The 23,654-nt window shown below is 63.7% G+C and carries 24 protein-coding genes; 18 read left to right on the top strand and 6 right to left on the bottom strand.

Translation table 11 applies throughout. From position 1 onward, the window contains the following. Positions 1–49 precede the first annotated feature (49 nt). A complete protein-coding gene (locus ASC48_RS07955; protein ID WP_055455191.1) occupies positions 50–964 on the top strand; it encodes an MBL fold metallo-hydrolase in 915 nt (304 codons plus the stop codon). Positions 965–1,063: 99 nt separating this feature from the next. On the opposite strand, the gene ASC48_RS07950 is transcribed toward ASC48_RS07955, so the two are convergent. Together ASC48_RS07950 and ASC48_RS07945 are read right to left on the bottom strand one after the other, a co-directional pair. Further along, complete coding sequence (locus ASC48_RS07950) at positions 1,064–2,044, bottom strand: DUF1499 domain-containing protein (RefSeq protein WP_141658901.1); 981 nt, start codon at positions 2,042–2,044, stop codon at positions 1,064–1,066. Positions 2,045–2,177: 133 nt separating this feature from the next. Beyond that, a complete protein-coding gene (locus ASC48_RS07945; protein WP_055455189.1) occupies positions 2,178–2,909 on the bottom strand; it encodes an HAD family hydrolase in 732 nt (243 codons plus the stop codon). Between the two features lie 457 nt (positions 2,910–3,366). On the opposite strand from ASC48_RS07945, the gene ASC48_RS19505 reads away from it, so the two are divergent. Then, complete coding sequence (locus ASC48_RS19505; protein ID WP_156367087.1) at positions 3,367–3,513, top strand: hypothetical protein; 147 nt, start codon at positions 3,367–3,369, stop codon at positions 3,511–3,513. Positions 3,514–3,684: 171 nt separating this feature from the next. Next, positions 3,685–4,659 carry a magnesium transporter CorA family protein gene (locus tag ASC48_RS07940; protein ID WP_050470863.1) on the top strand — a complete coding sequence of 325 codons (975 nt, stop codon included), beginning with the start codon at positions 3,685–3,687 and terminating at the stop codon, positions 4,657–4,659. Between the two features lie 123 nt (positions 4,660–4,782). Here ASC48_RS07940 and pdxH read toward each other — a convergent pair whose 3' ends face one another. Then, a complete protein-coding gene (pdxH, locus tag ASC48_RS07935) occupies positions 4,783–5,421 on the bottom strand; it encodes a pyridoxamine 5'-phosphate oxidase (RefSeq protein WP_055455188.1) in 639 nt (212 codons plus the stop codon). Positions 5,422–5,498: 77 nt separating this feature from the next. Between pdxH and ASC48_RS07930 the strand changes: the two genes are divergently transcribed. Next, entirely contained in the window at positions 5,499–5,957 is a 459-nt protein-coding gene (locus ASC48_RS07930) for an RT0821/Lpp0805 family surface protein (RefSeq protein ID WP_055455187.1), read from the top strand. Between the two features lie 138 nt (positions 5,958–6,095). Next, positions 6,096–7,055 carry a DnaJ C-terminal domain-containing protein gene (locus ASC48_RS07925; protein WP_055455186.1) on the top strand — a complete coding sequence of 320 codons (960 nt, stop codon included), beginning with the start codon at positions 6,096–6,098 and terminating at the stop codon, positions 7,053–7,055. A gap of 130 nt (positions 7,056–7,185) precedes the next feature. Here ASC48_RS07925 and ASC48_RS07920 read toward each other — a convergent pair whose 3' ends face one another. Together ASC48_RS07920 and ASC48_RS07915 are read right to left on the bottom strand one after the other, a co-directional pair. After that, positions 7,186–7,932, bottom strand: coding sequence for a crotonase/enoyl-CoA hydratase family protein (locus tag ASC48_RS07920; RefSeq protein ID WP_055455185.1), 747 nt, complete (start codon positions 7,930–7,932; stop codon positions 7,186–7,188). A 40-nt stretch (positions 7,933–7,972) separates the two neighbouring features. Beyond that, the gene (locus tag ASC48_RS07915; protein WP_055455184.1) at positions 7,973–9,763 is read right to left on the bottom strand and encodes an acyl-CoA dehydrogenase family protein; all 1,791 of its coding nucleotides are present in this window, start codon (positions 9,761–9,763) and stop codon (positions 7,973–7,975) included. A 188-nt stretch (positions 9,764–9,951) separates the two neighbouring features. On the opposite strand from ASC48_RS07915, the gene ASC48_RS07910 reads away from it, so the two are divergent. The 13 genes from ASC48_RS07910 (at position 9,952) to yghX (ending at position 22,669) form a co-directional block, all read left to right on the top strand. Continuing rightward, positions 9,952–10,938 carry an L-threonylcarbamoyladenylate synthase gene (locus ASC48_RS07910; RefSeq protein WP_055455183.1) on the top strand — a complete coding sequence of 329 codons (987 nt, stop codon included), beginning with the start codon at positions 9,952–9,954 and terminating at the stop codon, positions 10,936–10,938. A 410-nt stretch (positions 10,939–11,348) separates the two neighbouring features. Next, positions 11,349–12,278 carry a histone deacetylase family protein gene (locus ASC48_RS07905; RefSeq protein ID WP_055455317.1) on the top strand — a complete coding sequence of 310 codons (930 nt, stop codon included), beginning with the start codon at positions 11,349–11,351 and terminating at the stop codon, positions 12,276–12,278. A 90-nt stretch (positions 12,279–12,368) separates the two neighbouring features. Continuing rightward, positions 12,369–12,638: an exodeoxyribonuclease VII small subunit gene (locus ASC48_RS07900; RefSeq protein ID WP_019963041.1), complete on the top strand. Its 270-nt coding sequence runs from the start codon at positions 12,369–12,371 to the stop codon at positions 12,636–12,638. A 29-nt stretch (positions 12,639–12,667) separates the two neighbouring features. Continuing rightward, entirely contained in the window at positions 12,668–13,855 is a 1,188-nt protein-coding gene (locus ASC48_RS07895; RefSeq protein ID WP_055455182.1) for a helix-turn-helix transcriptional regulator, read from the top strand. A gap of 370 nt (positions 13,856–14,225) precedes the next feature. Continuing rightward, positions 14,226–16,145, top strand: coding sequence for a 1-deoxy-D-xylulose-5-phosphate synthase (dxs, locus tag ASC48_RS07890; RefSeq protein ID WP_072242556.1), 1,920 nt, complete (start codon positions 14,226–14,228; stop codon positions 16,143–16,145). A gap of 77 nt (positions 16,146–16,222) precedes the next feature. Next, positions 16,223–17,584, top strand: a complete 1,362-nt coding sequence (locus tag ASC48_RS07885; RefSeq protein ID WP_055455181.1) for an MFS transporter — start codon at positions 16,223–16,225, stop codon at positions 17,582–17,584. Between the two features lie 60 nt (positions 17,585–17,644). Further along, positions 17,645–18,064 carry a hypothetical protein gene (locus ASC48_RS07880; protein ID WP_055455180.1) on the top strand — a complete coding sequence of 140 codons (420 nt, stop codon included), beginning with the start codon at positions 17,645–17,647 and terminating at the stop codon, positions 18,062–18,064. Between the two features lie 72 nt (positions 18,065–18,136). Beyond that, positions 18,137–18,637, top strand: a complete 501-nt coding sequence (locus ASC48_RS07875; RefSeq protein ID WP_055455179.1) for a copper chaperone PCu(A)C — start codon at positions 18,137–18,139, stop codon at positions 18,635–18,637. 8 nt (positions 18,638–18,645) lie between these two features. Further along, complete coding sequence (locus ASC48_RS07870; protein ID WP_055455178.1) at positions 18,646–19,263, top strand: SCO family protein; 618 nt, start codon at positions 18,646–18,648, stop codon at positions 19,261–19,263. Between the two features lie 49 nt (positions 19,264–19,312). Next, positions 19,313–19,456: a hypothetical protein gene (locus tag ASC48_RS19500; RefSeq protein ID WP_156367084.1), complete on the top strand. Its 144-nt coding sequence runs from the start codon at positions 19,313–19,315 to the stop codon at positions 19,454–19,456. A 33-nt stretch (positions 19,457–19,489) separates the two neighbouring features. After that, positions 19,490–20,233, top strand: a complete 744-nt coding sequence (locus tag ASC48_RS07865; protein WP_055455177.1) for a TlyA family RNA methyltransferase — start codon at positions 19,490–19,492, stop codon at positions 20,231–20,233. Positions 20,234–20,353: 120 nt separating this feature from the next. Then, entirely contained in the window at positions 20,354–21,592 is a 1,239-nt protein-coding gene (locus ASC48_RS07860; protein ID WP_055455176.1) for a class I SAM-dependent RNA methyltransferase, read from the top strand. Between the two features lie 189 nt (positions 21,593–21,781). Next, positions 21,782–22,669, top strand: coding sequence for a YghX family hydrolase (gene yghX / locus ASC48_RS07855; RefSeq protein ID WP_055455315.1), 888 nt, complete (start codon positions 21,782–21,784; stop codon positions 22,667–22,669). 54 nt (positions 22,670–22,723) lie between these two features. Here the strand turns inward: yghX and ASC48_RS07850 are convergent, their stop codons facing one another. Further along, a complete protein-coding gene (locus tag ASC48_RS07850) occupies positions 22,724–23,569 on the bottom strand; it encodes a methyltransferase (RefSeq protein ID WP_055455175.1) in 846 nt (281 codons plus the stop codon). Between the last annotated feature and the right edge of the window lie 85 nt (positions 23,570–23,654).

Here is a 23,654-nt window from a genome sequence, read left to right as displayed (position 1 = left end):
TTGAAATTGCTCAGGCGCCGCACGGCTTGCCCCTCCAAAGAGACCGGTGATGACGAAACTGCAGCACGATCTTTCCTTCGATCCGCGTCATGGCGAGCCGGTGGAAGTGGCTCCCGGCATCCGGCGGCTGACGGTGAACAATCCCGGCCCTTTCACGTTTCACGGCACCAACACCTATCTGATCGGCGAGGGCGAGGTGGCCGTGCTGGACCCCGGCCCGGAGGATGAGGCACATCTGCAGGCCATTCTGGCGGCCACCCGCGGCCAGAGCGTCACGGCCATTCTCGTCAGCCACACCCACAAGGATCACTCGCCCGCGGCCGCGCGGCTTGCCGCGATCACCGGCGCCCAGATACTCGGCTGCGCGCCCCACCGGCCAGCCCGGGCGCTGCATGGCAACGAGGTCAATCCGCTGGATGCCAGCGCCGACATGGACTACCGGCCGGACCGGCAGCTGGCTGACGGAGAGCGCTTCACCGCCGGCGGGCGGCTGTTCGAGGCAGTGGAAACACCCGGCCACACGGCCAATCATCTCGCCTTCGCCCTGCCGGATGACGGGTTGATGTTCTCCGCCGATCACGTCATGGCCTGGTCCACCTCCATCGTCGCTCCTCCGGATGGATCGATGCAGGCCTATCTCGCCTCACTCGACAGGATGATGGAGCGCAGCGAGAGCCTTTATCTGCCCGGCCACGGCAACCTGCTTCACGCGGCGCAGGACTACATGGCCGCTCTGAAGGCACACCGGATGCAGCGGGAGGCTGCCATCCTCGGCGTGCTGCAGCGCCTTGGCCAGTCGAACATTCCGCAGATCGTTGATGCGGTCTATGCAGGTCTAGATCCGCGCCTGAAGGGGGCAGCGGCCCTCTCCGTCTTTGCGCAACTGGAGCGGCTGGTGGAGACAGGGGCGGCGCAGTGCGACGGAGAGGCACGGCTTGAAGGGCTCTACAGGGTGGCGCCGTGAAAGCTCACGCCTTGGTTTCGGGGCTCCGGGATGCTGGCGCATCACGCCTTGCAATTGCTCACACGCCGCACCGGATTGGCTCCCCTCAATTCGGCAAACTCATTGAGGGGCGGTTTGGCCCTGCGTCTCCTCGCCCTGATAAATCTCGTCGAACTCCAGCTCTGCAGCGGCAGGCTCCGGTGCCTGATAGGGCTTGAAGCCTGGCAAAGGCACTGGCTTGCCCGCATCCTCTTCCGGCCGTTCGGTCAGGAGCGGCAGTTCTTCGGCCTTTGCACGGGCCTCCTCGGCTTCTTCCTCAGTGACGTTGAGGCGGCCGATGCTCCCGTAGGCCTCGGTCAATGCCGCATCAAGATCCCGGTAGAAGCTGCGGATCTGCTGGGCATTGAAACCCAGATCATGTGCGGCGAAACGCGAGCTGGCCCGCACATCGAGGATGGATCCGGTCACGTCAGGCTCCACGCGCACCGATATGCCGGCCGGAAGGCCGATGAGCGGAACCCGGGCGATCGCCTGCAGCAGGCTGGGAGAATCGCGCATGTCCGGCGGCAGTTCGGTTACAATCTCCCAGCCGTTCTTCTCCATCACCTTGCGCACGGCCGCATGCAGATCGACCGGCTCAAGCCGGAAGCGGCGCGAGACGATTTCCGGATAGGCCAGCGTCTGCAAGGCCGCATCGAAGCGGGGCGGGGCGAGAGCATCGCGGGCAGAAAGGGCTTCAATGGCCGGAGGCGGATCGGCGGGATCCGTACTGATATCATTGAGCTGCGGAAACATGTTCCAGCCCGCAGCCAGAAGCACCAGCGGCACGAGCAGGACAAGGCCGTAGAAAACCGCGCGCACAGCATCGCCAACTCCGGTCCCGCCACGCTGCCACCACAGCACGATGGCCGCGATGGCCAGACAAAGACCGGAAAGCCCGAGAGCCGCGCCGAGCAGCAGGCTGAGTTCAAGCTGGTTGGCTGCAATAATCCCGGTTCGATAGGCCACGGCGGCGGCAAGCAGCGTCGGAACGCCCATCGCCGCCATGAAGCGTGAGGCGCGCCCAAGTTCAGAACGCGGAACGGGATACCGCTTTCTCACCACCTGCTCCCCTGCCCAGTCCACATGGGCCCGTTGCCGGAATGGCCGCCGGAAGGCGGCACCCTTATCTGGGTGCCGTCTGCTGCCGTCAAAAGCAAGAGCAGAAACACCATCCCCAGCGAAGAGACGGGGTTCAGTGCACCGGCATCATTGCATCAAGCCAGTCCAGAAGCTCATCAAGACCGGAGAGAACGTGATCCGCATGCGGGGCCAGAATGTCTGCGCCAATGGTGCCCGTGGCAACGGCAACGGCAACGGCACCGGCCTGACGTCCTGCATGCATGTCATGCAGGCTGTCCCCCACCATAGCAACCTCCTGCGGGTGCAGGCCGTTCTGCTCCTGGAAGGCCATGACCATGCCGGGCGCAGGCTTGGCGCCGAAGCCGCTGTCATAGCCATAGATCTGGGAAAAGCACTGCTCGATGCCCAGTGCGCGCATCTGGGCGCGGGCGGAGCTTTCCGTGTCGTTGGTGGCGATGCCGAGGATGTAGCCAGCCTCATGCAGCGTCCGGATCGTTGCTTCCAGCGCCGGGAACGGGGCAAGGCTCTCAAGGCCAAAGGCCTTCAGATGTGCTTCGATCTCGCGCAGGAGCGCCGTGGTGTCAGCAATGCCCATCACCTGCGCCCATTCGCCGATGACCACATCGTTGGCCCCCGCCACGAAGGGGGAATGCGGCTCGAACAGGCCGGTTTCCAGATTGAAGGCGGTGATCCGCGCCAGCTCGGTCTTCACCACCGCATTTCCGGCTGCCATCGTTTCGAGCAGCCGGGCAAAGGCGGGCGACCAGGTCTGCTGGAAGTCGATCAGCGTGCCGTCCTTGTCGAACAGGATTGCCTTGACTGGGGTTTGCGGCCGTGTGCTCATGCCTTGCGTCTCCGATGCCCGGTGCCGGACAAGAAAGGCCGGAGACGGGACAAAACTTTTGTTGCGGGCTGATTCTGCCCTTTTGCGCAGACAGACATGACTTTCCCGCCCATGCAAGACCCGACTGAACGGAGAAGGCGGTTTCCTTGGATTTTGTCCCGGTGCAACCATCTATTTGCCTTTGCTGCCTCTGGAACGGCCATACGGGCATCAGCCTTTTCAAGGCGTGAGCGGATTGTAACAAGACGACATTTTATTTGACCGGCATTTGCCTTCAACTCACCTTACCCAAGGATTAAGTTTTTACCAGACGTAAACTGTCGAAATTTACGCTTTAGTCAGTATCTTTCCTCTGTGTTTTTCAGGGAAAGGCAAGAAAAACCCGCGCGAAAGCCACACAGATGCCGCAATCGGGCATCACTGAGCGCGCCATTCAACGCCCAACGGACCAGAAACAATGTCGACCCTCGCAAAGCAGACCCCGAAAGCCGCCGCTCCGAACCTTGCGGATCTCTACAAGCCGCTGGGCATTCAGGCCGTGACCGCTGCTGCCATGTGCTTCAAGCAGAGCAAGGCCGCCAAGACCGGCTCCGCCCGCAAGTAATGCGCATGACCGCTGATTTCTGAGCCGGGCATCTGAGGAGGATGCCCGGCTCTTGCTTTTCTGACTGGCTTGTATTCAGTAGCGCAGCCAGGCTCCTGTCGTCTTTCTGTCATGGTGGAATCGTATGCGGCGTGGCATCGTCACCCCGGCGCACCGGACGGGAGTTCCTTCATGATCATTGCATACACACCATCAGCCGCCGCCATGGTTAGGGTTGAAGTGAAAGGCGGCGAACAGATACCCCCGTCTGCAGTGTGGATTGACCTGTTCAATCCCACCTTCGAGGAGCAGCGGCTGGCGGAAAAACTGATGGGCGCAGAGATTCCGACGCGGGAGGAAATCTCCTCCATCGAAACGTCGGAGCGGCTCTATGAAGAACCCGGCGCCATCGTCATGACGGCGGTGCTGCCCATGGCAGCACGGATGCCTGATCCGCGCACCTCATCCGTCACCTTTGTCCTCAGTTCCCGGCGGCTTGTGACCGTCCGCTATGGCGAGCCCCAGTCGATCCAGACCTGCGCCCGCCGCGTCCAGCAGGATGGCACCATCCCGCGCAACGGCCCCGGTGTGCTGTTCGTGCTGCTGGATATCATTTGCGACCGCTGCGCCGATGTGATGGAAGAAGCGTCGGATGCTTTCGACCGGATATCGATGCAGGTGTTCGAGGAGGGCTTGAGTTCGCGCAAGGCTGAGACCTACCGTTCCGCCATCCGCACGCAGGGGCGCATCGGTCTGCAGGTCGCACGCATGCATGATGTCTGCGCCAGCCTGACGCGTCTGTTCCTGTTCCTCTCCGCCCGTTCAACACGGGTGAACCTGACGGACGAGCAGGTGGCGGCCTGCAAGATGCTGGGGCGTGACATCAACTCGATCAAGCAGCATGCCGATGCGCTGGATGCCAAGCTCAGCTTCCTGCTCGACGCAACCGTCGGCCTGGTCAATCTGGAGCAGAACCAGATCATCAAGATCTTCTCGGTCCTTGCTGTCGTATTCCTGCCGCCGACGCTGATTGCCTCGATCTACGGCATGAACTTCGCCAAGATGCCGGAGCTGGAATGGGACTGGGGTTACCCGTTTTCCCTCGGCCTGATGCTTTTAGCGGTCCTGGTGAACTTCCTCTATTTCCGCTGGAAGAAGCTGCTCTGATACCAGGGCTTTCGATGCTGAGGCATCGCGCCTTGAAATTGCTCATGCGCCGCAAGGTCCTATACCGGTTCCCGATGAGCCAAGCTCACCGGGAGCCGGTATGTCAGGGCTGTTTTCCGTGTCTTAGGGATAAAGGCGGGTCTTCGTCCAGGCCTCTGCTTCCGATGCCCGGGTGAATTTCACCCGGTCGTGCAGGCGGAACGGACGGTCGTGCCAGAACTCGATTTCCACCGGCACGATGCGCAGGCCCGACCAGTAATCCGGGCGGGGAATGTCACCTATGCCGAACTTGGCGGTGTAGCGCGCCACTTCCTTTTCCAGCGCAAAGCGGCTTTCCAGCGGGCGGGACTGTTTCGAGGCCCAGGCACCGATGCGGCTGCCGCGCGGGCGGGACTTGTAATACTCGTCCGCCTCTTCCGGGCTGACCTGCGTGACCAGCCCGCGCACCCGCACCTGGCGGCGCAGCGACTTCCAGTGGAAGCACATCGCGGCCTTGCCGGCTGACAGAAGCTCCCGCCCCTTTGCGCTTTCCAGATTCGTATAGAACACGAAGCCGCGCTCATCGAAATCCTTCAGCAGCACCATGCGCACATTCGGCAGTCCGCTGTCATCGACGGTTGCCACCGCTACGGCGTTGGGATCATTGATCTCTTTCTCCGTGGCGTCCGCAAGCCATTCAGCAAAAAGCTGAAATGGTTCCGCTACTTCCGTGAAGTCACCTTTTGTTAACGCTTCCGGGGGAGTGTTTACTGTATGGGTCATCGGCTTTCACGACTGCTTCTTATGGGCGCTTTGCCTCCGGGCGGGAAAGTCCGACCCGGGGAAGAAGGGCTTTTGTGATGCGTAACCTTTCATATCCCCGGCCGCTTTCCAAGCGGCTGGTTCCGCTTGGTGTGATTTTGTCGCTGGGCTGGTTTGCCGCTGGCTGTGCGCAGACCTCCGCGCCCATCGCCACGAATGACATGGTCACGCCGCTGGATCTGACCAATTCCATCAACGGCATGCCCGCAGATGCCAGCGCGGGCGTTGAACCGGCAGACCGCAAGGCCATCGCTCTGGCGCTTGCCGAAACAGCACCCGCCGGGGGCGGCGAGGTCGAAATTCCCTGGCTCAACCCCGAAAGCGGCAACTCCGGCACCATCACCAAGGTGTCCGGTGAAGGAGAGCAGGTGCCCGGCTGCATGAGCTTCCGCACCACGGCCAACACGTTTCAGGGGGTGAAGGCCTATGAGGGAAGCGCCTGCCGGGATGCGCGCCAGAACCTTGCCGTCATCAGCCTTGCCGCACTTGGGGTTTGAAAGAAGATATTCCGGCGTTGCATGAGCTACGTGCAAGCTTGTACTGGCATCATTTCCTGTCGCTTCCCATATGAGACGTGACTAGACTTATCAGGCGTCCGGATGCTCCGGGCGCCTTCACCACATAGCGGACTGACAATGAAAGACCCTTACTCCGTTCTTGGCGTAACCAAAACGGCAAGCGAAGCGGACATCAAACGGGCCTTCCGCAAGCTTGCAAAGCAGTATCACCCGGATCAGAACGCCAATGATCCGAATGCACAGGCACGCTTTTCCGAAATCAACCAGGCCTACGAGATTGTGGGCGACAAGGAGAAGCGCCAGAAGTTCGACCGGGGCGAGATCGGCGCCGATGGCAAGCCGCGCTTTCAGGCGCATGGCTTTGAAGGCTTCGACGGCTTCCGCGAAGGTTCTGCACGCGGCGGTGCAGGCGGCGGCTTTACGGGTGGCGCCTTTGACGACATCCTGAACGACATTCTCGGCGGTTTCGGAGCAAGGCGAAGCGGCGCTGGAGCGCGCGGCTTTGCCGGGGATCCGGGCGCAGCGCGCGGCGGCGCCCCCCGTGCCGGCAAGACCGTCGAGATGATCGCGCAGGTGACAATCGAAGAGCTGGGCCGCGACGGCAAGACCCGCGTTACCCTGCCCAACGGCAAGACCATCGACATGAAGATCCCGGCCGGAACCGTGGAGGGCGACAAGATCCGCCTGCGCGGCCAGGGCCAGCCCGGTATCAATGGCGGGGCTGCGGGCGATGCGGTAATCGAAATCCGCCTGAAGCCGCACAAGCTGTTCTCGGTGCGGGGCAACGATCTGCATCTCGATCTGCCGCTGGCGCTCTACGAAGCGGTTCTGGGCGCGAAGGTGCGCACGCCGCTGCTCGACGGCGCGGCCTATCTCACCATTCCGCCCGGCTCCAGCAGCGGCAAGATCATGCGGCTCAAGGGCAAGGGCTTGCCGACGAAGAACGGCGGCCATGGCGACCTTCTGGTCCGCCTCGAAATCGTTCTGCCACCGCATGCGGATGAAGAGCTGGAAACGCTGATGAAGGCCTGGCGGGAAGTCACCCCCTACCCGGCCCGCGGCCCCGAGTTCGACTGACCGGGATCATTGGGACAAACAGAAATGAAACAGCCCGCCGGAGTGGTCCGGCGGGCTGATTTGTTTGAATCTGCCAGCTTCGGGTGGTCAGGTGCCCACAGACGTTCAGCCTACACCACGCCCTCCCGGCTCACTCCTTTCCTTTGCCCATGAAGGCCGCAAAGGCGGTGGCGGCTTCCGGTGAGGAAAGGCGCTGGCCGAAGATGAGGGCTTCCTCGTCCATCCGTGCCAGAACCTCCGTCCGGTCCCCGCGCAGCAGGCGGCGGGAGAGGGCCATGGCCTCGCGCGGACGGGCGGCAATGCGGCTGGCACAATCAAAGGCCGCCGTTTCAAGATCGGCCTCGCTGACCACATGATTGACGATGCCCGCCTCACGCGCCGCCTCCGCCGTGAAGGGATCACCAAGGCACAGAAGCGCAAAGGCGCGCGGGTGGCCCATGATGCGCGGTGCCAGCAGACTGGAGCCAGCCTCCGGCACAAGCCCCAGATCAACAAACGGCGTGCGCAGTACCGTGCGCGGCGTGGCATAGACCATGTCGCAATGAAACAGCAGCGTGGTGCCGACGCCGATGGCAAGCCCGTCCACCGCCGCAACCAGCGGCTTTTCCAGCCGGGCAAGCACCGACAGGAACTTCAGCACAGGTGTATCAGACAGGTCGCCCTGCGAGGCGTAGCGCATGAAGTCGGCAATATCATTGCCAGCGGTGAAGGCGCCGGGCGAGCCACTGATCAGGTGGCAACCGATGCTTGCGTCCGCCTCACCCGACATCAACCCGTCGACGAGGGAGAGATACATTTCGCCGGTGATGGCATTCTTCTTGTCTGGCCGGTCGAACCTGACGAGGTTCACGCCATCCCTGCTTTCATGACGGATCATACCGCCCTCCCCGCTTCACGTACCGTCAGAATCCCAGCCATCAGCCGATGCGGGCTGAAAGGGCAGCCGGGTCGAAGGCAAGGATTGCGCCCGCCGCTCCGGTGACATCGCGGGCAAGGCCCGCCGTCTCGCCGAGCAGCGTTTCGGCAAAGTGCCGTGCCAGCAGGCGGCGGTGGGCCTCCGCTGCCGGGTTCTGCCCGTCAGCCGCCATTGCGCCCTTGATCAGCAGCGCACCGCCCAGCACCAGACCGGCCAGCCGCAGATAGGGCGTGGCGCCCGCCAGCGCTTCCGCCACCCGGCCATCGGCCTGCGCCTGCTTCAGCCAGGCTGTTGCGGAGGCCAGCCCGTCGAGAGCGGGCAGAAGATGGGCGGCTGCGGCCTTGATATCTGCATCACTGTGGCCAGCAGCAGCTTCTGCGATGGCCTTCAGTTCGGCGATGAACCCGTCCACATGCGCCCCACCCTCCAGCGGCAGCTTGCGCTGCACGAGGTCGATTGCCTGAATGCCGTTGGTGCCCTCATAGATCGGAGCAATGCGCGCATCGCGCAGGTGCTGGGCGGCCCCCGTCTCCTCGATGAAGCCCATGCCTCCGTGAACCTGAACGCCGAGTGAGGCCGATTCCACGCCGAAGTCGGTGGAGAGCGCCTTGGCGATGGGCGTCAGCAGCCCGGCGCGGCTTGCCCAATGCGTCCGCTCTTCCGGCGTTGCAGCCAGATGCGCCATGTCGATGGCATGGGCACAGGAATAGCAGATGGCACGGGCAACCTGCGTGCGGGCCTGCATGGCCAGCAAGGTGCGCTTGATGTCCGGATGCAGGGCAATCGGGCTCATGCCCTCCCCCTTGTCACCCGGAGCCCGGCCCTGCCGCCGGTCCAGCGCATAGGCGAGCGCCTGCTGGAAGGCACGTTCGGACACACCCAGCCCCTGCACGCCCACCGCGAGGCGGGCGTTGTTCATCATGGTGAACATGCAGGCGAGGCCCCGGTTTTCCTCGCCGATCAGCCAGCCGGTGGCGCCGCCCTCGTCACCATAGATCATGGTGCAGGTGGGCGAGCCGTGGATGCCGAGCTTGTGCTCGATGCCTGCGCAGCGCACATCATTGCGCGCCCCCAGCGAGCCGTCATCATTGACGAAGAATTTCGGCACGAGGAAGAGTGAAATGCCGCGCGTGCCCGCAGGCGCATCCGGAAGGCGGGCAAGCACCAGATGGATGATGTTGTCCGTGAGATCGTGCTCGCCATAGGTGATGAAGATCTTCTGCCCGAAGATGCGGTAGCTGCCATCCGGATTGCGTTCCGCCCTTGCCTTCAGCGCATTGAGGTCGGAGCCTGCCTGCGGCTCGGTCAGGTTCATGGTGCCCATCCACTCGCCGGACACGAGCTTGGCAAGGTACTTCTCCTGCAGCTCCGGCGCCGCATGCTTCTCCAGCGCCTCGACGGCGCCCATGGTCAGAGTCGGGCCAAGGGCGAAAGCCATGGAGGCAGAGTTCCAGATTTCCAGCGCAGCGATGTTCAGCATCACCGGCAGGCCTTGCCCGCCGAAATCCGTGGTGGCGGCCAGCGCGTTCCAGCCGCCGTCGATCCAGCGGTGATAGCAATCACGCCACCCATCGGGCGTCGTCACCGTGCCGTTGGCGAAGGGGGTGCCCTGCCTGTCGGCGATCTTGTTGAGCGGGGCGATTTCCTCGGCGGCGAAACGTCCGGCCTCTGTCAGAATGGCCTCGATCAGATCCTCGCCCAATTCCTCCGCACCATAGGCATCACGGACTTGCGGCAGTCCGGCCACATGCTTGAGCGTGAAGGCAATTTCGGCGAGCGGCGCGCGGTACATCCCGTTTCTCCCTGATCCGGATACGCTTGGTGCTTGACGCGAACCGCTGAAGTCCGCAAAAGCCGCGCATCTCATGTGTCTCCTGCGAACGTACCGCAGTTTACGTAAACGTCAATACATTACCCAGAGGCAGGCCGCGCCGTTTCCTGTTGGCACAGCGCAGCCGCCCCGGCTTCCGGAGCCCCAGAATGCAGCGCTGGCCCATCGATTTGAAGTCCACCGACTGGATGATGTCCGGCTTGCTTCAGCCGGTGGTGGAGGCGTTGGCCGGGGGCAAGCTGGTGGCCGTGCCGACGGAAACCGTCTACGGCCTCGCCGCCGACGCCACGAACGGGCGCGCCTGTGCCGGCATCTATGAAGCCAAGGGGCGGCCGAACTTCAATCCTCTGATCTCGCATGTGGAGAGCCTTGAAGCAGCGGAGCAGCACGGCCTGTTCGATGACAGGGCAAAAGCGCTGGCCGCTGCCTTCTGGCCGGGGCCGCTGACCATGGTGGTGCCGCGCAATCCAGCATCCCCCATCGCCAGCCTGACGACCGCCGGACTCCACAGCGTCGCGCTGCGCGTGCCTGCCGCACCCGTCATGCGCTGGCTGGCCAGCCGGCTCGGCCGTCCGCTGGCTGCCCCCAGCGCCAATCTCTCGGGCCGCATTTCCACAACAGATGCGGATGCAGTGATTGCGGATCTGGGGGACAAGGTGGCCCATGTGATCGACGCAGGCCCCTGCCCCATCGGCATCGAATCCACCATTGTCAGCCTGACCGGCGAGACACCTGCGCTGCTGCGGCCCGGCGGCGTTCCGGCGGAAGAGATTGAAGCGGTGCTGGGCTGCCGCCTGATCCGCGCCGCCGCCGATGATCACGCGCCGCAGGCCCCCGGCATGCTGACCTCCCATTACGCCCCCGCCGCCGCTGTGCGGATTGAGGCCAACAGCATCGCAGTTGGTGAGGCCGCGCTGCTGTTTGGCCCCGAAGGTCTGCCCGGTGCAGATCAGGCAGAGGCCTGCCTCAACCTCTCTCCCACCGGCGATCTGGTGGAAGCAGCCGCCAATCTCTTCTCCGCCCTGCGCCAGCTGGATGCGAGCGGTGCCGCCGTCATCGCAGTGCAGGCGATCCCCGGAGAAGGACTGGGCGAGGCGATCAACGACAGGCTGCGGCGCGCTGCTGCCCCAAGGTAAGCGCACACTGGTCAAACCAGGACGTCATCCTGCTGAAATTTCCTAGGCTGATCCGCGTAAGCATTTTACCTGCCTGAATATTTCACCAATATCAGACCCGTTGCCCCCCGTTGATAAGCTGGCTTATGCACAGCCTCACCGGCATTTTTTACTGTAATCACCTGCGTGAGGCGGCACAGAATCAGCTACCAATAGTCTTGAGGACAGGAGATGCAGCGGACCTCCCCCGAGCATAGCGATGCTCGCACCTTCAGAAGGACTTGACCTTGTGGCCAAGTCCTTTCTTTTGTCTGCTGCCCCTCAAGTTTCCTTCTCCTCAGCAATCAGCGCAAGCGTGACCTCACGGATTGACAGGCCGGGATGAAATGCCGCTCACTGGCACCCCTGTTCTTGCGGAGGAGCGCAGTTCCTTGTCCACCCTTCTGATTTCCCATCCCTGCTTTCTCGATCACCTGACGCCCATCGGCCATCCCGAGCGGCCGGACCGGCTGCGGGCCATCGACAGGGTGCTGGAGCACGAGCGGTTTCAGGCGCTGGAGCGGGAAACGGCAGCAATGGGCACTGTGGAGGCCATTGCCCGGGCCCATCCCATGGCGCATGTGGACCGGCTCTACAAAGCTGCGCCGGAAGAAGGGCTGGTGCGGCTCGATGCGGACACGACGCTCTCTCCCGGCAGCTGGGAGGCGGCCCTGCGCGGCGCAGGCGCGGCCTGTCAGGCGGTCGATGAAGTGGTGACCCGCAAGGTCAGCAATGCCTTCGTGGCATCGCGCCCGCCCGGCCATCACGCGGAACATGAGCGGGCCATGGGCTTCTGCCTGTTCAACAACGCCGCGATTGCCGCCCGCCACGCACAGGCCGTCCACGGCATTGGCCGCGTTGCAATCGTCGATTTCGACGTGCATCACGGCAACGGCACGCAGGATATTTTCTGGGCGGACCCGTCCGTCATGTATTGCTCCACCCACCAGATGCCGCTTTACCCCGGCTCGGGCGCCGCCAGCGAGCGCGGCGAAGCGGATACGATCGTCAACGTGCCTTTGTCCGCAGGCGATGACGGCACCATCTTCCGCGAAGCTGTGGAAACCGGCATCCTGCCGCGGCTGGAAGCCTTCAAGCCGGAACTGATCATCATCTCCGCCGGTTTCGATGCCCATGTGCGTGATCCGCTCGGCGGGCTCAATCTGGTGGAAGCCGATTTCGGCTGGATCACCCGCGTGCTGATGGATGTGGCGGACCAGCATGCCGGCGGGCGTGTGGTCTCCCTGCTGGAAGGCGGCTACGACCTTGAAGGGCTGGCCCGCTCCACAGCCGCCCATGTGATGACGCTGATGACAGGGTAGGAAACTTCAGCAAAACAGGATTGTCAGGCTTGACGCCCGGCAGCGTTCCGGCAAGGGTCGCCAGACTGACCAACCGGCGAGGATGACACCATGGCGAACGGAACGCTTTCCCATGACGAAGCTGCGGCTCTGGCTGCCCTGTCCTTTGAAGAGGCGCTGAGCCAGCTGGAAAGCATCGTGAGGGCTCTGGAACAGGGCAATGTGCCGCTGGAGAAGAGCATCGAGATGTATGAGCGCGGCGACCGCCTGCGTGCCCGTTGCGACCAGCTTCTGAAAGCAGCGGAAGAAAAGGTGGAAAAGATCCAGCTTGGCGCTGACGGCCGCGCCGCCAAGACCGTGCCGCTTGACCCCGAGGCCTGAACGGCCCGTCATGTGAGGCTCGAGTGATCATGGATGCAAACGGAGGCAAGAGAATTTTCGGCGGCAGCGGCCCTGAGGATGCAGCCTCTGCCTTCAACCAGATGCTCGATAGCGTGTTTGAGGCGGTGCTTGAGCCTGCCGGGTGGAGCACAGTCTGCGCTGCCCTGGAACAGCATCTTGAGGCGCAACTGCTTCTCATGACGTTCGGCCCGGATGGCCGTCACGATGGCAGCTTCTGTGACCACTCTGCCGCCGAGCCGATGCTCATTCACCTGGCCCGCAGTCAGGTGGAGAGCGGCAAATCTGTCATCGCCTACATGCTGCATGATGCCGGCCTGCTGACCTACCATTGCAAGCGCAAGATCATCTGCCCGGCGCAACAGCACGAGCTGGAACGCTCTCCTGCAAGGGACAGCCTGCATTACACCAAGGCGCTGATGACCCGCGTCCACGAAAAGGACGGGTACAAGGCATTGCTCGTCGCCTGCCGCTCCCAATCGCAGCCCTCTTTTGACGTTCAGGAGTTCCACTATGTTGACCTGCTGTCAAAGCGGCTCAACATCGCCCTTGAATGCGCATCCCGCGTCAGGCAGGCCCGTCTGGAGGCCGGACAGGCGGCGCTGATGGCTGGCTCGGGCTGCCACTTGTCCATGCTGATGGACCCGATGCGCCGCATCATCGTGAGCCGGGGGCCGGCTCTGGAAGAACTCGGGCTGAACCAGATCCTCGAAGTCCGCAACGGGCGGCTCAACATTCTGTCACGGGAACTGGAAGAGCTTTTCGAGCCAATGGCCGACAAGATGGCTCCGGGGCTTCTGCTTGGGGCGATCCGGCCTGACAAACGGCAACCAGACACGAATCCGCAGGAAATTGTTCTGATCACCGAAAGCGGGACACCTTGCCGCATCGTGCTGGAGCTCAGCGGCCAGGACGGTCAGGAAAGGCCCTCACAGCTGGTGATACGCATACACCTGCCGCGCGGCATTCCTGCCGAGATCAGTGCAGCCTTGCAGGCGGTTTATGGCCTGTCCAGAAGCGAGGCCCGGCTGGTGCAGTTTCTGGTCGCAAGCGGATCGCTGACCGATACGCTGGACTCACTGTCGGTCACCCGCAACACGGCCAAAACGCATTTGCGCCGTATCTACGAGAAAACGGGTACCCGCTCCCAGCTGGAACTGGCGCAGACAGTCTACAGGCTGGCAAGCTTGTACTGCTGATCCCTCGGTAAAACTGCCGAATCTGCCGGACCAGTCCAAACCAGACGACTCGCAGTAAATTGACGCAACGTCAACCAAAACCACAAAAAAAGGACCGTGCCGAAACACGGTCCAAGTTATCACTGTGCACGTGGCCCCATCGACCACGCGTAACCCTTAGGACATTTCAAACCTTGCTGCATCACCCTTTCGGGTGACAATCGGGGGCATATGGTACGATTTTTCAGCGCTTGGATTGCCATTCGCTTCACGACTCCCGCTCCGGAACCTGACGGGCCTTGCCGAACGGTTTGCGCCGCCCAGATGGTTGGTGTAAGGCTCAAACCTTGTTTGCGCCGCATCATTGCCGTGTCATGGAGTGACCCAAAGCGTGTCTTCTAAGCCGCATACCCCTTTGCTTGACGGGATCACCGGCATGGACGCCCTGCGCGCCCTGCCCGAGAGCGACCTGCGCCAGCTGGCCGAGGAACTGCGTCTGGAGACAATTGATGCAGTCTCACAGACCGGCGGCCACCTTGGCGCGGGCCTCGGTGTCGTCGAGCTGACAGTGGCGCTGCACTATGTGTTCAACACTCCCGATGACCGGCTGATCTGGGACGTGGGGCACCAGTGCTACCCGCACAAGATCCTGACCGGACGGCGCGACCGCATCCGCACCCTGCGCCAGCCGGGCGGCCTTTCGGGCTTCACCAAGCGAAGCGAAAGCCCGTTTGATCCCTTCGGCGCGGCCCATTCCTCCACATCCATCTCCGCCGGCCTCGGCATGTCCGTGGCGCGGGATCTGGACGGGCGCAGCAACAATGTCATCGCCGTCATCGGCGACGGATCGATCTCCGCCGGCATGGCCTATGAGGCCATGAACAACGCCGGTGCGCTCAACTCGCGGCTGATCGTCATCCTCAACGACAACGACATGTCCATCGCTCCGCCGGTGGGCGCCATGTCCGCCTATCTGGCACGGCTCGTTTCGGGCCCGGCCTACAAGTCGCTGCGCGATGCTGCCAAGAAGATTGCCCACACCCTGCCGCGCCAGCTGCAGGAAAAGGCGGCGCGGGCCGAGGAATATGCCCGCGGCTTCTGGACCGGCGGCACTCTGTTTGAGGAACTGGGCTTCTACTATGTCGGCCCGGTCGATGGCCACAACATGGACCATCTGCTGCCCGTCCTGAAGAATGTGCGCGACACCCATCAGGGGCCGGTGCTCATTCACGTGGTCACGCAGAAGGGCAAGGGCTACGCCCCGGCAGAAGGCGCCAAGGACAAGTATCACGGCGTCGCGCGCTTCGATGTGATCACCGGCAAGCAGGACAAGCCCAAGGCCAATGCGCCGAGCTACACCAGCGTCTTTGCCCGTGCGCTGGTGGAAGAGGCCGAGCGTGATGAGAAGATCGTCGGCGTCACCGCAGCCATGCCCGACGGCACGGGCCTTGACCTGATGCAGCAGGTGTTCCCCACCCGTGTCTTCGACGTCGGCATTGCCGAACAGCATGCCGTCACGTTTGGTGCGGGCCTTGCCAGCGAGGGCTACAAGCCTTTCGTCGCCATCTATTCCACCTTCCTGCAGCGCGGCTACGATCAGGTCGTGCATGACGTAGCCATCCAGGGCCTGCCCGTGCGCTTTCCCATCGACCGTGCGGGACTGGTAGGTGCCGATGGCCCCACCCATGCCGGTGCCTTCGACACGGCCTTCCTCGCCTGCCTGCCCGGCTTTGTGGTGATGGCGGCCGCCGACGAAGCCGAGCTGAAGCATATGGTGGCAACCGCTGCAGCCTATGACGAAGGCCCCATCTCCTTCCGCTATCCGCGTGGTGAGGGCCTTGGCATCGAGCTGCCGGAACGCGGGCAGGTGCTGCCGATCGGCAAGGGCATCATCCGCAAGGAAGGCACCAAGGTGGCGCTGCTGTCCTTTGGCACCCGTCTGGCGGAGTGCATGACGGCGGCGCATGAGCTGGATGCGGCCGGTCTTTCGACGACCGTGGCCGATGCCCGCTTCGCCAAGCCGCTGGATCTGGACCTGCTGACGCGGCTCGCACGCGAGCACGAGGTGCTGATCACCGTCGAGGAAGGCTCCGTCGGCGGCTTCGGCAGCCATGTGCTGAGCGCGCTGGCCGAGCTTGGCGCGCTGGACAAAGGCCTCAAGGTGCGCACCATGACCCTGCCCGACCGCTATCAGGACCACGACAAGCCGGACGTGATGTACCGCGACGCAGGCCTCAACGCCGAAGGCATCATGCGCAAGGTCTTCGAGGTGCTGGGCAAGGACGCCGCCGGTTTTGCCCTGCGCGCCTGAGTGCACCGGCACAGCAGAACGAAAATTTTCACAACCACCGGGTAGACTGCTGCCGCGCGTGCGTTGAGGATGACATCATGATCAAGGCTCTGGCCTCCATCTCCGCCCTGCTTGCCTCGGTGGCGCTGCTGCTTGTCGGCCACGGCCTGCAGGGCACGCTGCTGCCGCTCGCCGCCCAGCAGGCGTCCTTTTCCGATCTCGAAATCGGCTTCATGTCGTCCTTCTACTTTGTCGGCATGGTGCTCGGCTGCCTTGGCTCGCCCTACGTGATCATGCGCGCCGGTCATATCCGGGCCTTCGCGGCGCTGGTTTCGCTGATGTCGGCTGCCGTCATCCTGCACCCGGTGCTGATGGACCCGATCTCGTGGAGCCTCATCCGCGCCGTCTCGGGCTTCTGTCTCGCCGGCTTCTACATGATCGTCGAAAGCTGGCTGAACGAGGCCGCCGACAACCGCAATCGCGGCACCATCATGTCGGTCTACATCGTCGTGCTCTATGCAGCGATGATGGTTGGCCAGGTGTCAATTTCCGCAACCGGCATCACCAGCTTTCTGCCCTTTGCCGTGGCCTCCGTCATGGTCAGCCTCGCAGTCATCCCCGTGTCGCTGACCAACGCCAACCAGCCCGCGCCGATCACGCTGGTGCGCTTCCGCCCGGTGAAACTCTACATCACCTCGCCCGCCGCCCTTGTCGGCTGTTTCCTTGTCGGTGTCGCCAGCAGCGCCATGTGGACGCTGACGCCGCTCTATGGCTCGCAGATCGGCCTCAGCAACGAACAGGCGGCGTTCTATGCCGCAGCCTTCATCGGCGGCGGCGTGCTTGCCCAGTGGCCCTTTGGCCGCCTTTCGGACCGCATCGACCGGCGTATCGTGCTCGTCGGCCTCGCCCTCGCCACCCTGACGATGGCCTGCCTCATCGTCGTGTTCGAACCATCAAGCCCCCTCATCGCCACCTTGATGACCATGAGCGTCGGTGCCTTCCTGCAGCCTGCCTATTCCGTCGCCGTCGCCCATGCCTATGACCATGCGGATCCGGCGGAATATGTGGAGACCTCTTCCGGCCTGCTGCTCGCCTATGGCATCGGCTCGATCCTCGGCCCCATGTCAGCCTCGCTGATGATGTATGTCATGGGTTCGGAAGGGCTTTATGCGCAGGTTGCCCTGGTGCAGGTGGTGACGATCCTCTTCGTCTCCGGCCGTCTGCTGGCCCGCAAAACCCCCTCGCGCGCCGACAAGACCGGCTTCGAATATGCCGCGACCGCGCAGGTCGGCTCGGTCATCGCCCCTGATCCGCTGGACACGGCTGACCCGCTCGTCATTCCGCCGGAAGAATTCCCGGCCTATGACACACAGGCCTTCGATCCGGCCGAGCCCGGTGTCACGGAGGAAAATGTCCCCGGCGCCGGACAGGACACGGAAAAGACGGATGGCACCGCGTGAGGGGCAAGGTGCGGCAAATTTGCGCTCGCACACTGCACAGGAAATAGTCATAGTGCGCCCATGAAGACGCCTTCGAGCCTGTTTGCAATCCTGCGCACGGAACGCACGCCATTCGCACTGATGGCGGTGATTGCCCTTGTCTTCAGGCTCTTCCTGCTGGCTTCGCCTGCCCATGCGGCGGCGCTGGCCGGGGAGGTGGACTTCGGCAGCATCTGTCTCGGCATGAGCCAGAGTGTCGAAGCCACCCTGCCCGGCGATACACCTGCTGAAGCACCCAGGGCACCGCACGATCCGGCAGCCTGCGTTTGTGCCACGGGCTGTCACATTGCCATCACCGGCCCGCTGTTTGCCGCGCCCTTGAGCGATTCAAGCCTGCGCATTCCGGAAGCGGCGGTCCTGCCGCTGCTGCAAAACCAGTCTCTTCCCGTCACAGAAGCCTTGCTGACCGGCAAGGCCATCAGGGCACCGCCTGCGATCTGACATCCCGCACGCATTCACCCCTGATGATCTGCGGCATGCCTGATGCTGCCGCCCTACATGACTGGAAGACACATGAGCATTCTGAAGACCCTTGCCGGCGCTGCCGCTGCCCTTGCCCTGTTTGCCTCCTCCGCCATGGCGCATGAGTACAAGCTCGGCGATCTCGTCATCAACCACCCCTGGACCCGTGCCACACCGCCGAATGCTCCGGCAGCCGGCGGCTTCCTCACGGTGCACAATGGCGGTGGAGCCGATGACAAGCTGATTTCCGCAACGTCCCCGGCTGCAGGCCGCGTCGAGCTGCATGAAATGGCGGTTGTCGACGGCATCATGAAGATGCGGGAAGTCGAAGGCGGCATCGCGCTGCCGGCCGGTCAGGACACCGAGCTGAAGCCGGGCGGCCTGCACATCATGCTCATGGAGCTGAAGCAGCCCTTCACCGAAGGCGAAAGCATCCCGCTGACCCTGACCTTTGAAAAGGCAGGCCCCATCGACGTGACGCTGAAAGTCGAAAAGATGGGCGCCAAGGGCAATGACCACGGCAGCCACAACGGGGCAGCCCACAGCCACTGAGAGGGAACATGTCTTCTCTGAAATTCATCCGCTACGGCGCTTGGGCGGCAGTTGCCGCCCTCGCCATTGGTGCAGGATATGTCACCGTCTCGCAGATGCAGACCGGCGGCGGCGGGGCGCAGGTTGCCTCCGTTGCCAGCATCGGCGGCCCCTTCACGCTCGTGCGCGGCGACGGCACCACGGTGACCGACAAGGATTTTGCCGGCAAGCCGCTGGCCATCTTCTTCGGCTTCACCTTCTGTCCGGATGTCTGCCCCACCACCCTGTCGGACCTGCAGGGCTGGATAGAGCAGCTCGGGCCGGATGCGGACAAGATGAACTATGCCTTCGTGTCGGTTGATCCGGAGCGCGACACCCCGCAGGTGATCGGCGACTATGTGGCGGCCTTCGACCCGCGCATCACGCCGCTGACCGGCTCGCGCGAGCAGATCGACGAGGTGATCAAGGCGTACCGCGTCTATGCCAAGAAAGTTCCGCTGGACGGCGGCGGCTATACGATGGATCATTCGGCGATGATCTACCTCATGGATGGCAGCAACCGCTTCGTCGGCACCATCGCCTATGAGGAAGATCAGGCAACTGCCCTGCAGAAGCTGAAGAACCTGATCGCCCGCAACGGCGCCTGACGGCAGGACACCGCCAAGGCAGGCCAAGAGGGCCAGGACAACGGGAGACTTGGACGTGGTACCGGTGCGCTGGATTGCGGCAGGCGGGCTGACGGGCGGAGCGTTGATTGCGCTGGCCGGTTTCGGCTGGCTGCGCTATGGCGAACAGCTCTATTTCGATGTTCTGGTTGCTGGCCTCGCCGGCTGCCTCTGAACACCGGCATCACCTCTCCGGAACCCCGCCCGCATGTCCAGCCGCCAGCGCCTTGACCAGTGCCTTGCCGACCTCGGCCTTGCCCCCAGCCGCGCCCGTGCCCGCGATGCCATTCTGCGCGGCACGGTCAGTGTCGATGACGTGGTCATCACCAAGCCAGGACAGCTGGTTTCCCCTGCCCAGAAGATCACGCTGACCGATCCGGCACAGAACTACGTCTCCCGCGCCGCGCTGAAGCTGCTGGCAGCGCTGGAGGCATTTCCCGTTGACCCAGCCGGCAAGACCTGTCTGGATGTCGGCGCCTCCACCGGCGGCTTCACGCAGGTGCTGCTGGAGCGCGGTGCGGCCCGTGTCCATGCCATCGATGTGGGCCACGGCCAGTTGCACGAGCGCATCGCCTCCAATGCGAAGGTCAACCGCCGCGACGGGCTCAACGCCCGCGACCTGACGCTGGCAGACCTTGAGGGCGAGGCGCCGCAGCTGATCGTCTCTGACGTCAGCTTCATTTCCCTGAAACTCGCCCTGCCTCCGGCGCTGGAGCTTGCAGCCCCCGGCGCCGAAGCCATTCTTCTGGTCAAACCGCAGTTCGAGGTAGGCCGTCAGGGCATCAGCAAGGGCGGTCTGGTGCAGCCGGATCTGGTGGAGCCTTGCGCCGAAGACCTGCGCCTCTGGCTCAATGCCCTGCCCGGCTGGAAGTCTCACGGCCTCATCCCCTCCCCCGTCACCGGCGGCGACGGCAACCGCGAGTTCCTGCTCTACGGCCGCAAGAACGGCTGAGCAATTTCAAGGCGTGATGCGGCAGCATCTCGAAGCATTGGCATAAGGAAGGCGAGCCTATTGCATAAACCCCGCAATTCCGCGCTTGCGGTTGAGGGCGGGGCGGGGTATCGCACGGCGATGACGGACGCGACAATCGACATCACCATCACCGCCCTCGGCCACCTGGGCGACGGGCTGGCTTATGGCCCGAGAGGCCCTCTTTTCGTTCCCGGCGGACTGCCGGGCGACGTGCTGCGCGTGAAGGCGCAAGGGGACCGGGCCACCATCCTCGAAATCCTCACCCGCAGCCCAGCTCGCGTGGAGCCCACCTGCCGCCATTTCGAGGCCTGCGGCGGCTGCTCGCTGCAGCACATGACCGAACCCGAATACCTCGCCTTCAAGCGGGATCAGGTGGTGCGCGCGCTAGCAGACCGGGGCATCGAGGTGCCGGTGGATGACGTCATCCCCAGTGCGCCGGGCTCCCGCCGCCGCGCGGTGCTGACAGCCGTGCGCGCCGGGCACAAGCTGCTGCTCGGCTATCACGAGCGCGCCAGCAACCGGCTGGTGGACATCACCGAATGCCCCGTTCTTGATCCGAAGATCGTGGCTGCCGTGCCAGGCCTCAAACGCCTTGCCGAACTGCTGATGCCGCGCAAGGGCGAGCTGCGGCTTACCGTTCTGGCAACACAGGCGGGACTTGATGTGGCGCTGGCCAATGTGGCGCCCGGCTTCGAGAAGAAGCTCGTGCAGCTCTCCGGCTTGACGGCGGATCTCGGTCTTGCGCGCCTTTCCGTCGATGGCGAGATCATTCTGGAAGCACGTGCCCCGGCCCTGCCGATGGGCAAGGTGGCAGCCATTCCGGCGCCGGGCGGGTTCACGCAGGCGACTGCCGAGGCCGAAGCTCATCTGGTGACTCTGGTTCTGGCTGCCCTTGGCAAGTCGAAGAAGGCGGCTGACCTTTTCGCGGGCATCGGCACCTTCACCTTCCGCATGGCCGAAACCATGTCCGTGCATGCGGTGGAGGGAGAAGCGGCAGCCGTTGCCGCACTGGACCGGGCGTCGCGCCAGCCCGCCGGCCTCAGGCAGATCACCTTCGAGCGGCGCGACCTCTTCCGCCGCCCGCTGATGGCAGCAGAGCTTGCAGGCTTTGATGCCGTCACCTTTGATCCGCCGCGCACGGGCGCGCAGGCACAGGCCGGGCAGCTGGCCCTTTCCAAGGTGAAGCGCATTGCTGCCGTCTCCTGCAATCCGGCCACACTCGCCCGCGATCTGCGCATCCTGACCGACGGCGGCTTCAAGGTCACCCGCGTGACGCCGGTGGATCAGTTCCTCTACTCTCCGCATGTGGAAGTGGTGGCGGCGCTGGAGCGGGCGTAACTGAAAAACAGCGCCGCAGCGGCTTGCATCCAGCCGCGGCGTTTGATCACGGGCGTTCACGTTTCCGTGCAGGGCTGCAACAGTCCTCGAACTTGCACCGGCGTGCATTAGTGTACCAGCTGGCGAATGACACTGCCCGGGAGCGGGCCATCATCCGGCAAGGAGCACACGATGAATGACATGACGCCCATGCAGCGCAAGACGGCGCGGGATTTCCCTCAGGAACTGCTCGACCTTTACGACTTCTATGCCCACGGCAAGATCACCAAGCGTGACTTCCTCGAAAAGGCGGCCAAGTTTACGGTCGCGGGCGTTACGGCCGCCATGCTGCTGGATCAGCTGGCCCCCAACTACGCCCTCGCCCAGCAGGTGGCGCCTGATGATGCCGGGATCGTGGTGGAACGCACCAGCTATGCCTCCCCCAACGGCAATGGCGAGGTGAATGGCTATCTGGTGAAGCCCGCCGGAGCCGCCGCAAAGCTGCCGGCCGTGCTGGTGATCCACGAGAACCGGGGTCTCAACCCCTATATCGAGGATGTGGCGCGGCGGCTTGCCAAGGCCGGTTTCATGGCACTGGCGCCGGATGGTCTCACCTCCGTTGGCGGCTATCCAGGCAATGACGACAAGGGCCGCGAGCTGCAGCAGACGGTTGATCCGGAAAAGCTGATGAATGACTTCTTCGCCGGTTTCGAGCATCTGCTGGCCCGCGAGGACGGCACCGGCAAGGTGGGCGCGGTCGGCTTCTGCTATGGCGGCGGCGTGGTCAATGCCATTGCCGTTGCCTATCCGGAGCTTGCGGCGGGCGTGCCCTTCTACGGCCGTCAGGCGCCGCTGGACGGCGTTCCGGCCATTCAGGCACCGCTGCTGCTGCAATATGCGGAGCTGGATGAGCGCATCAACGCGGGCTGGCCCGCTTACGAGGAAGCGCTGAAGGCCAATGGCAAGACCTACACGGCCTATATCTATCCCGGCGTGAACCACGGCTTCCACAACGACACCACGCCGCGCTACGACGAGGCCGCCGCAAAGCTTGCCGAAGAGCGCACCATCGCCTTCTTCAAAGAGCATCTTGGCTGACGGGTCGATGCCCGAGGCGTGGTGCCTGCCTTCAAGGCTGGCACCACGCCGGTCTTATCCCCGGCGGGCAAGCACCAGATGACCAGGCACCGGCTCGCCTTCCTCCAGGCGCACGGTGATCGGGTCCATGGCCAGAATGGTGAAGCCGTGCGCTTCGAGCACACGGGTCAGATATCCCTGGGAATGGGCATAGCGCCGCTTCGGACCGACGAGATAGTCCTTCCCGCCCAGCGCTTCGTCCGGCAGGGTCTCGGTCGAGAAGCCGAAAACGCCGCCCGGGTTCAGCCGGTCTGCGGCCGCTGCCACGATCCGCTCGATCTTGCCGAGATAGGGAAAGACGTCCGTTGCCGCGATCAGGTCATAGACCGGGCGCTGGCCGCCGTCATCCTCGAACTCCTCCAGAAAGGCGACCGCCTCGCCGACGTAAAGGTCGGTATAGACCTCCCGGTCGAAGGCGATCTCGACAATCTTTTCGGACAGATCGACTCCGGTCATCGCCTTGCAGATATCGCCCAGCGCCTCACCGGTGAGCCCCGTGCCGCAACCCAGATCCAGCCCGGTGTTGTAGGGCCCCGGCGCGTGGATGCGCAGCTGCTCGCGCAGCAGGAGCGGCACGCAGTAGCCGAGCTGATCGACGAGAATGGCCTCGAACACATCTGCATGCTGATCGAACAGCGTCGCCACATAGGCTTCCGGCATGGCATCGGGCGCCGTGTCCCGGCCCATGGCGGCCAGGCGCACGCTGGCGCCGCAATGGTCCGCCGGATCGATGGTCAGGGCTTCCCGGTAGGCGGCTTCCGCACCATCCAGATCCCCGGCCTTTTCGAGCTCGAGGCCCCGGTTATAGACCCCGGCCAGCGCTTCCTCGTCGAAGGATGCAGTCTCTTCTTCTTCGGCCATGGTCAGCCCTTTCCTGCGTTCGGTATTTCCGATCGCGTCTTACCGCTCTCCGCCCGAAAAGGACAGGCGCAATCACCGCGCTGGG

The organism is Pannonibacter indicus (genome assembly GCF_001418225.1).
In the GTDB taxonomy this organism is placed as follows: domain Bacteria; phylum Pseudomonadota; class Alphaproteobacteria; order Rhizobiales; family Stappiaceae; genus Pannonibacter; species Pannonibacter indicus.
The sequence above is the reverse complement of the archived record's forward strand: the minus strand, read 5'-3'. Positions and strand labels throughout refer to the sequence as shown.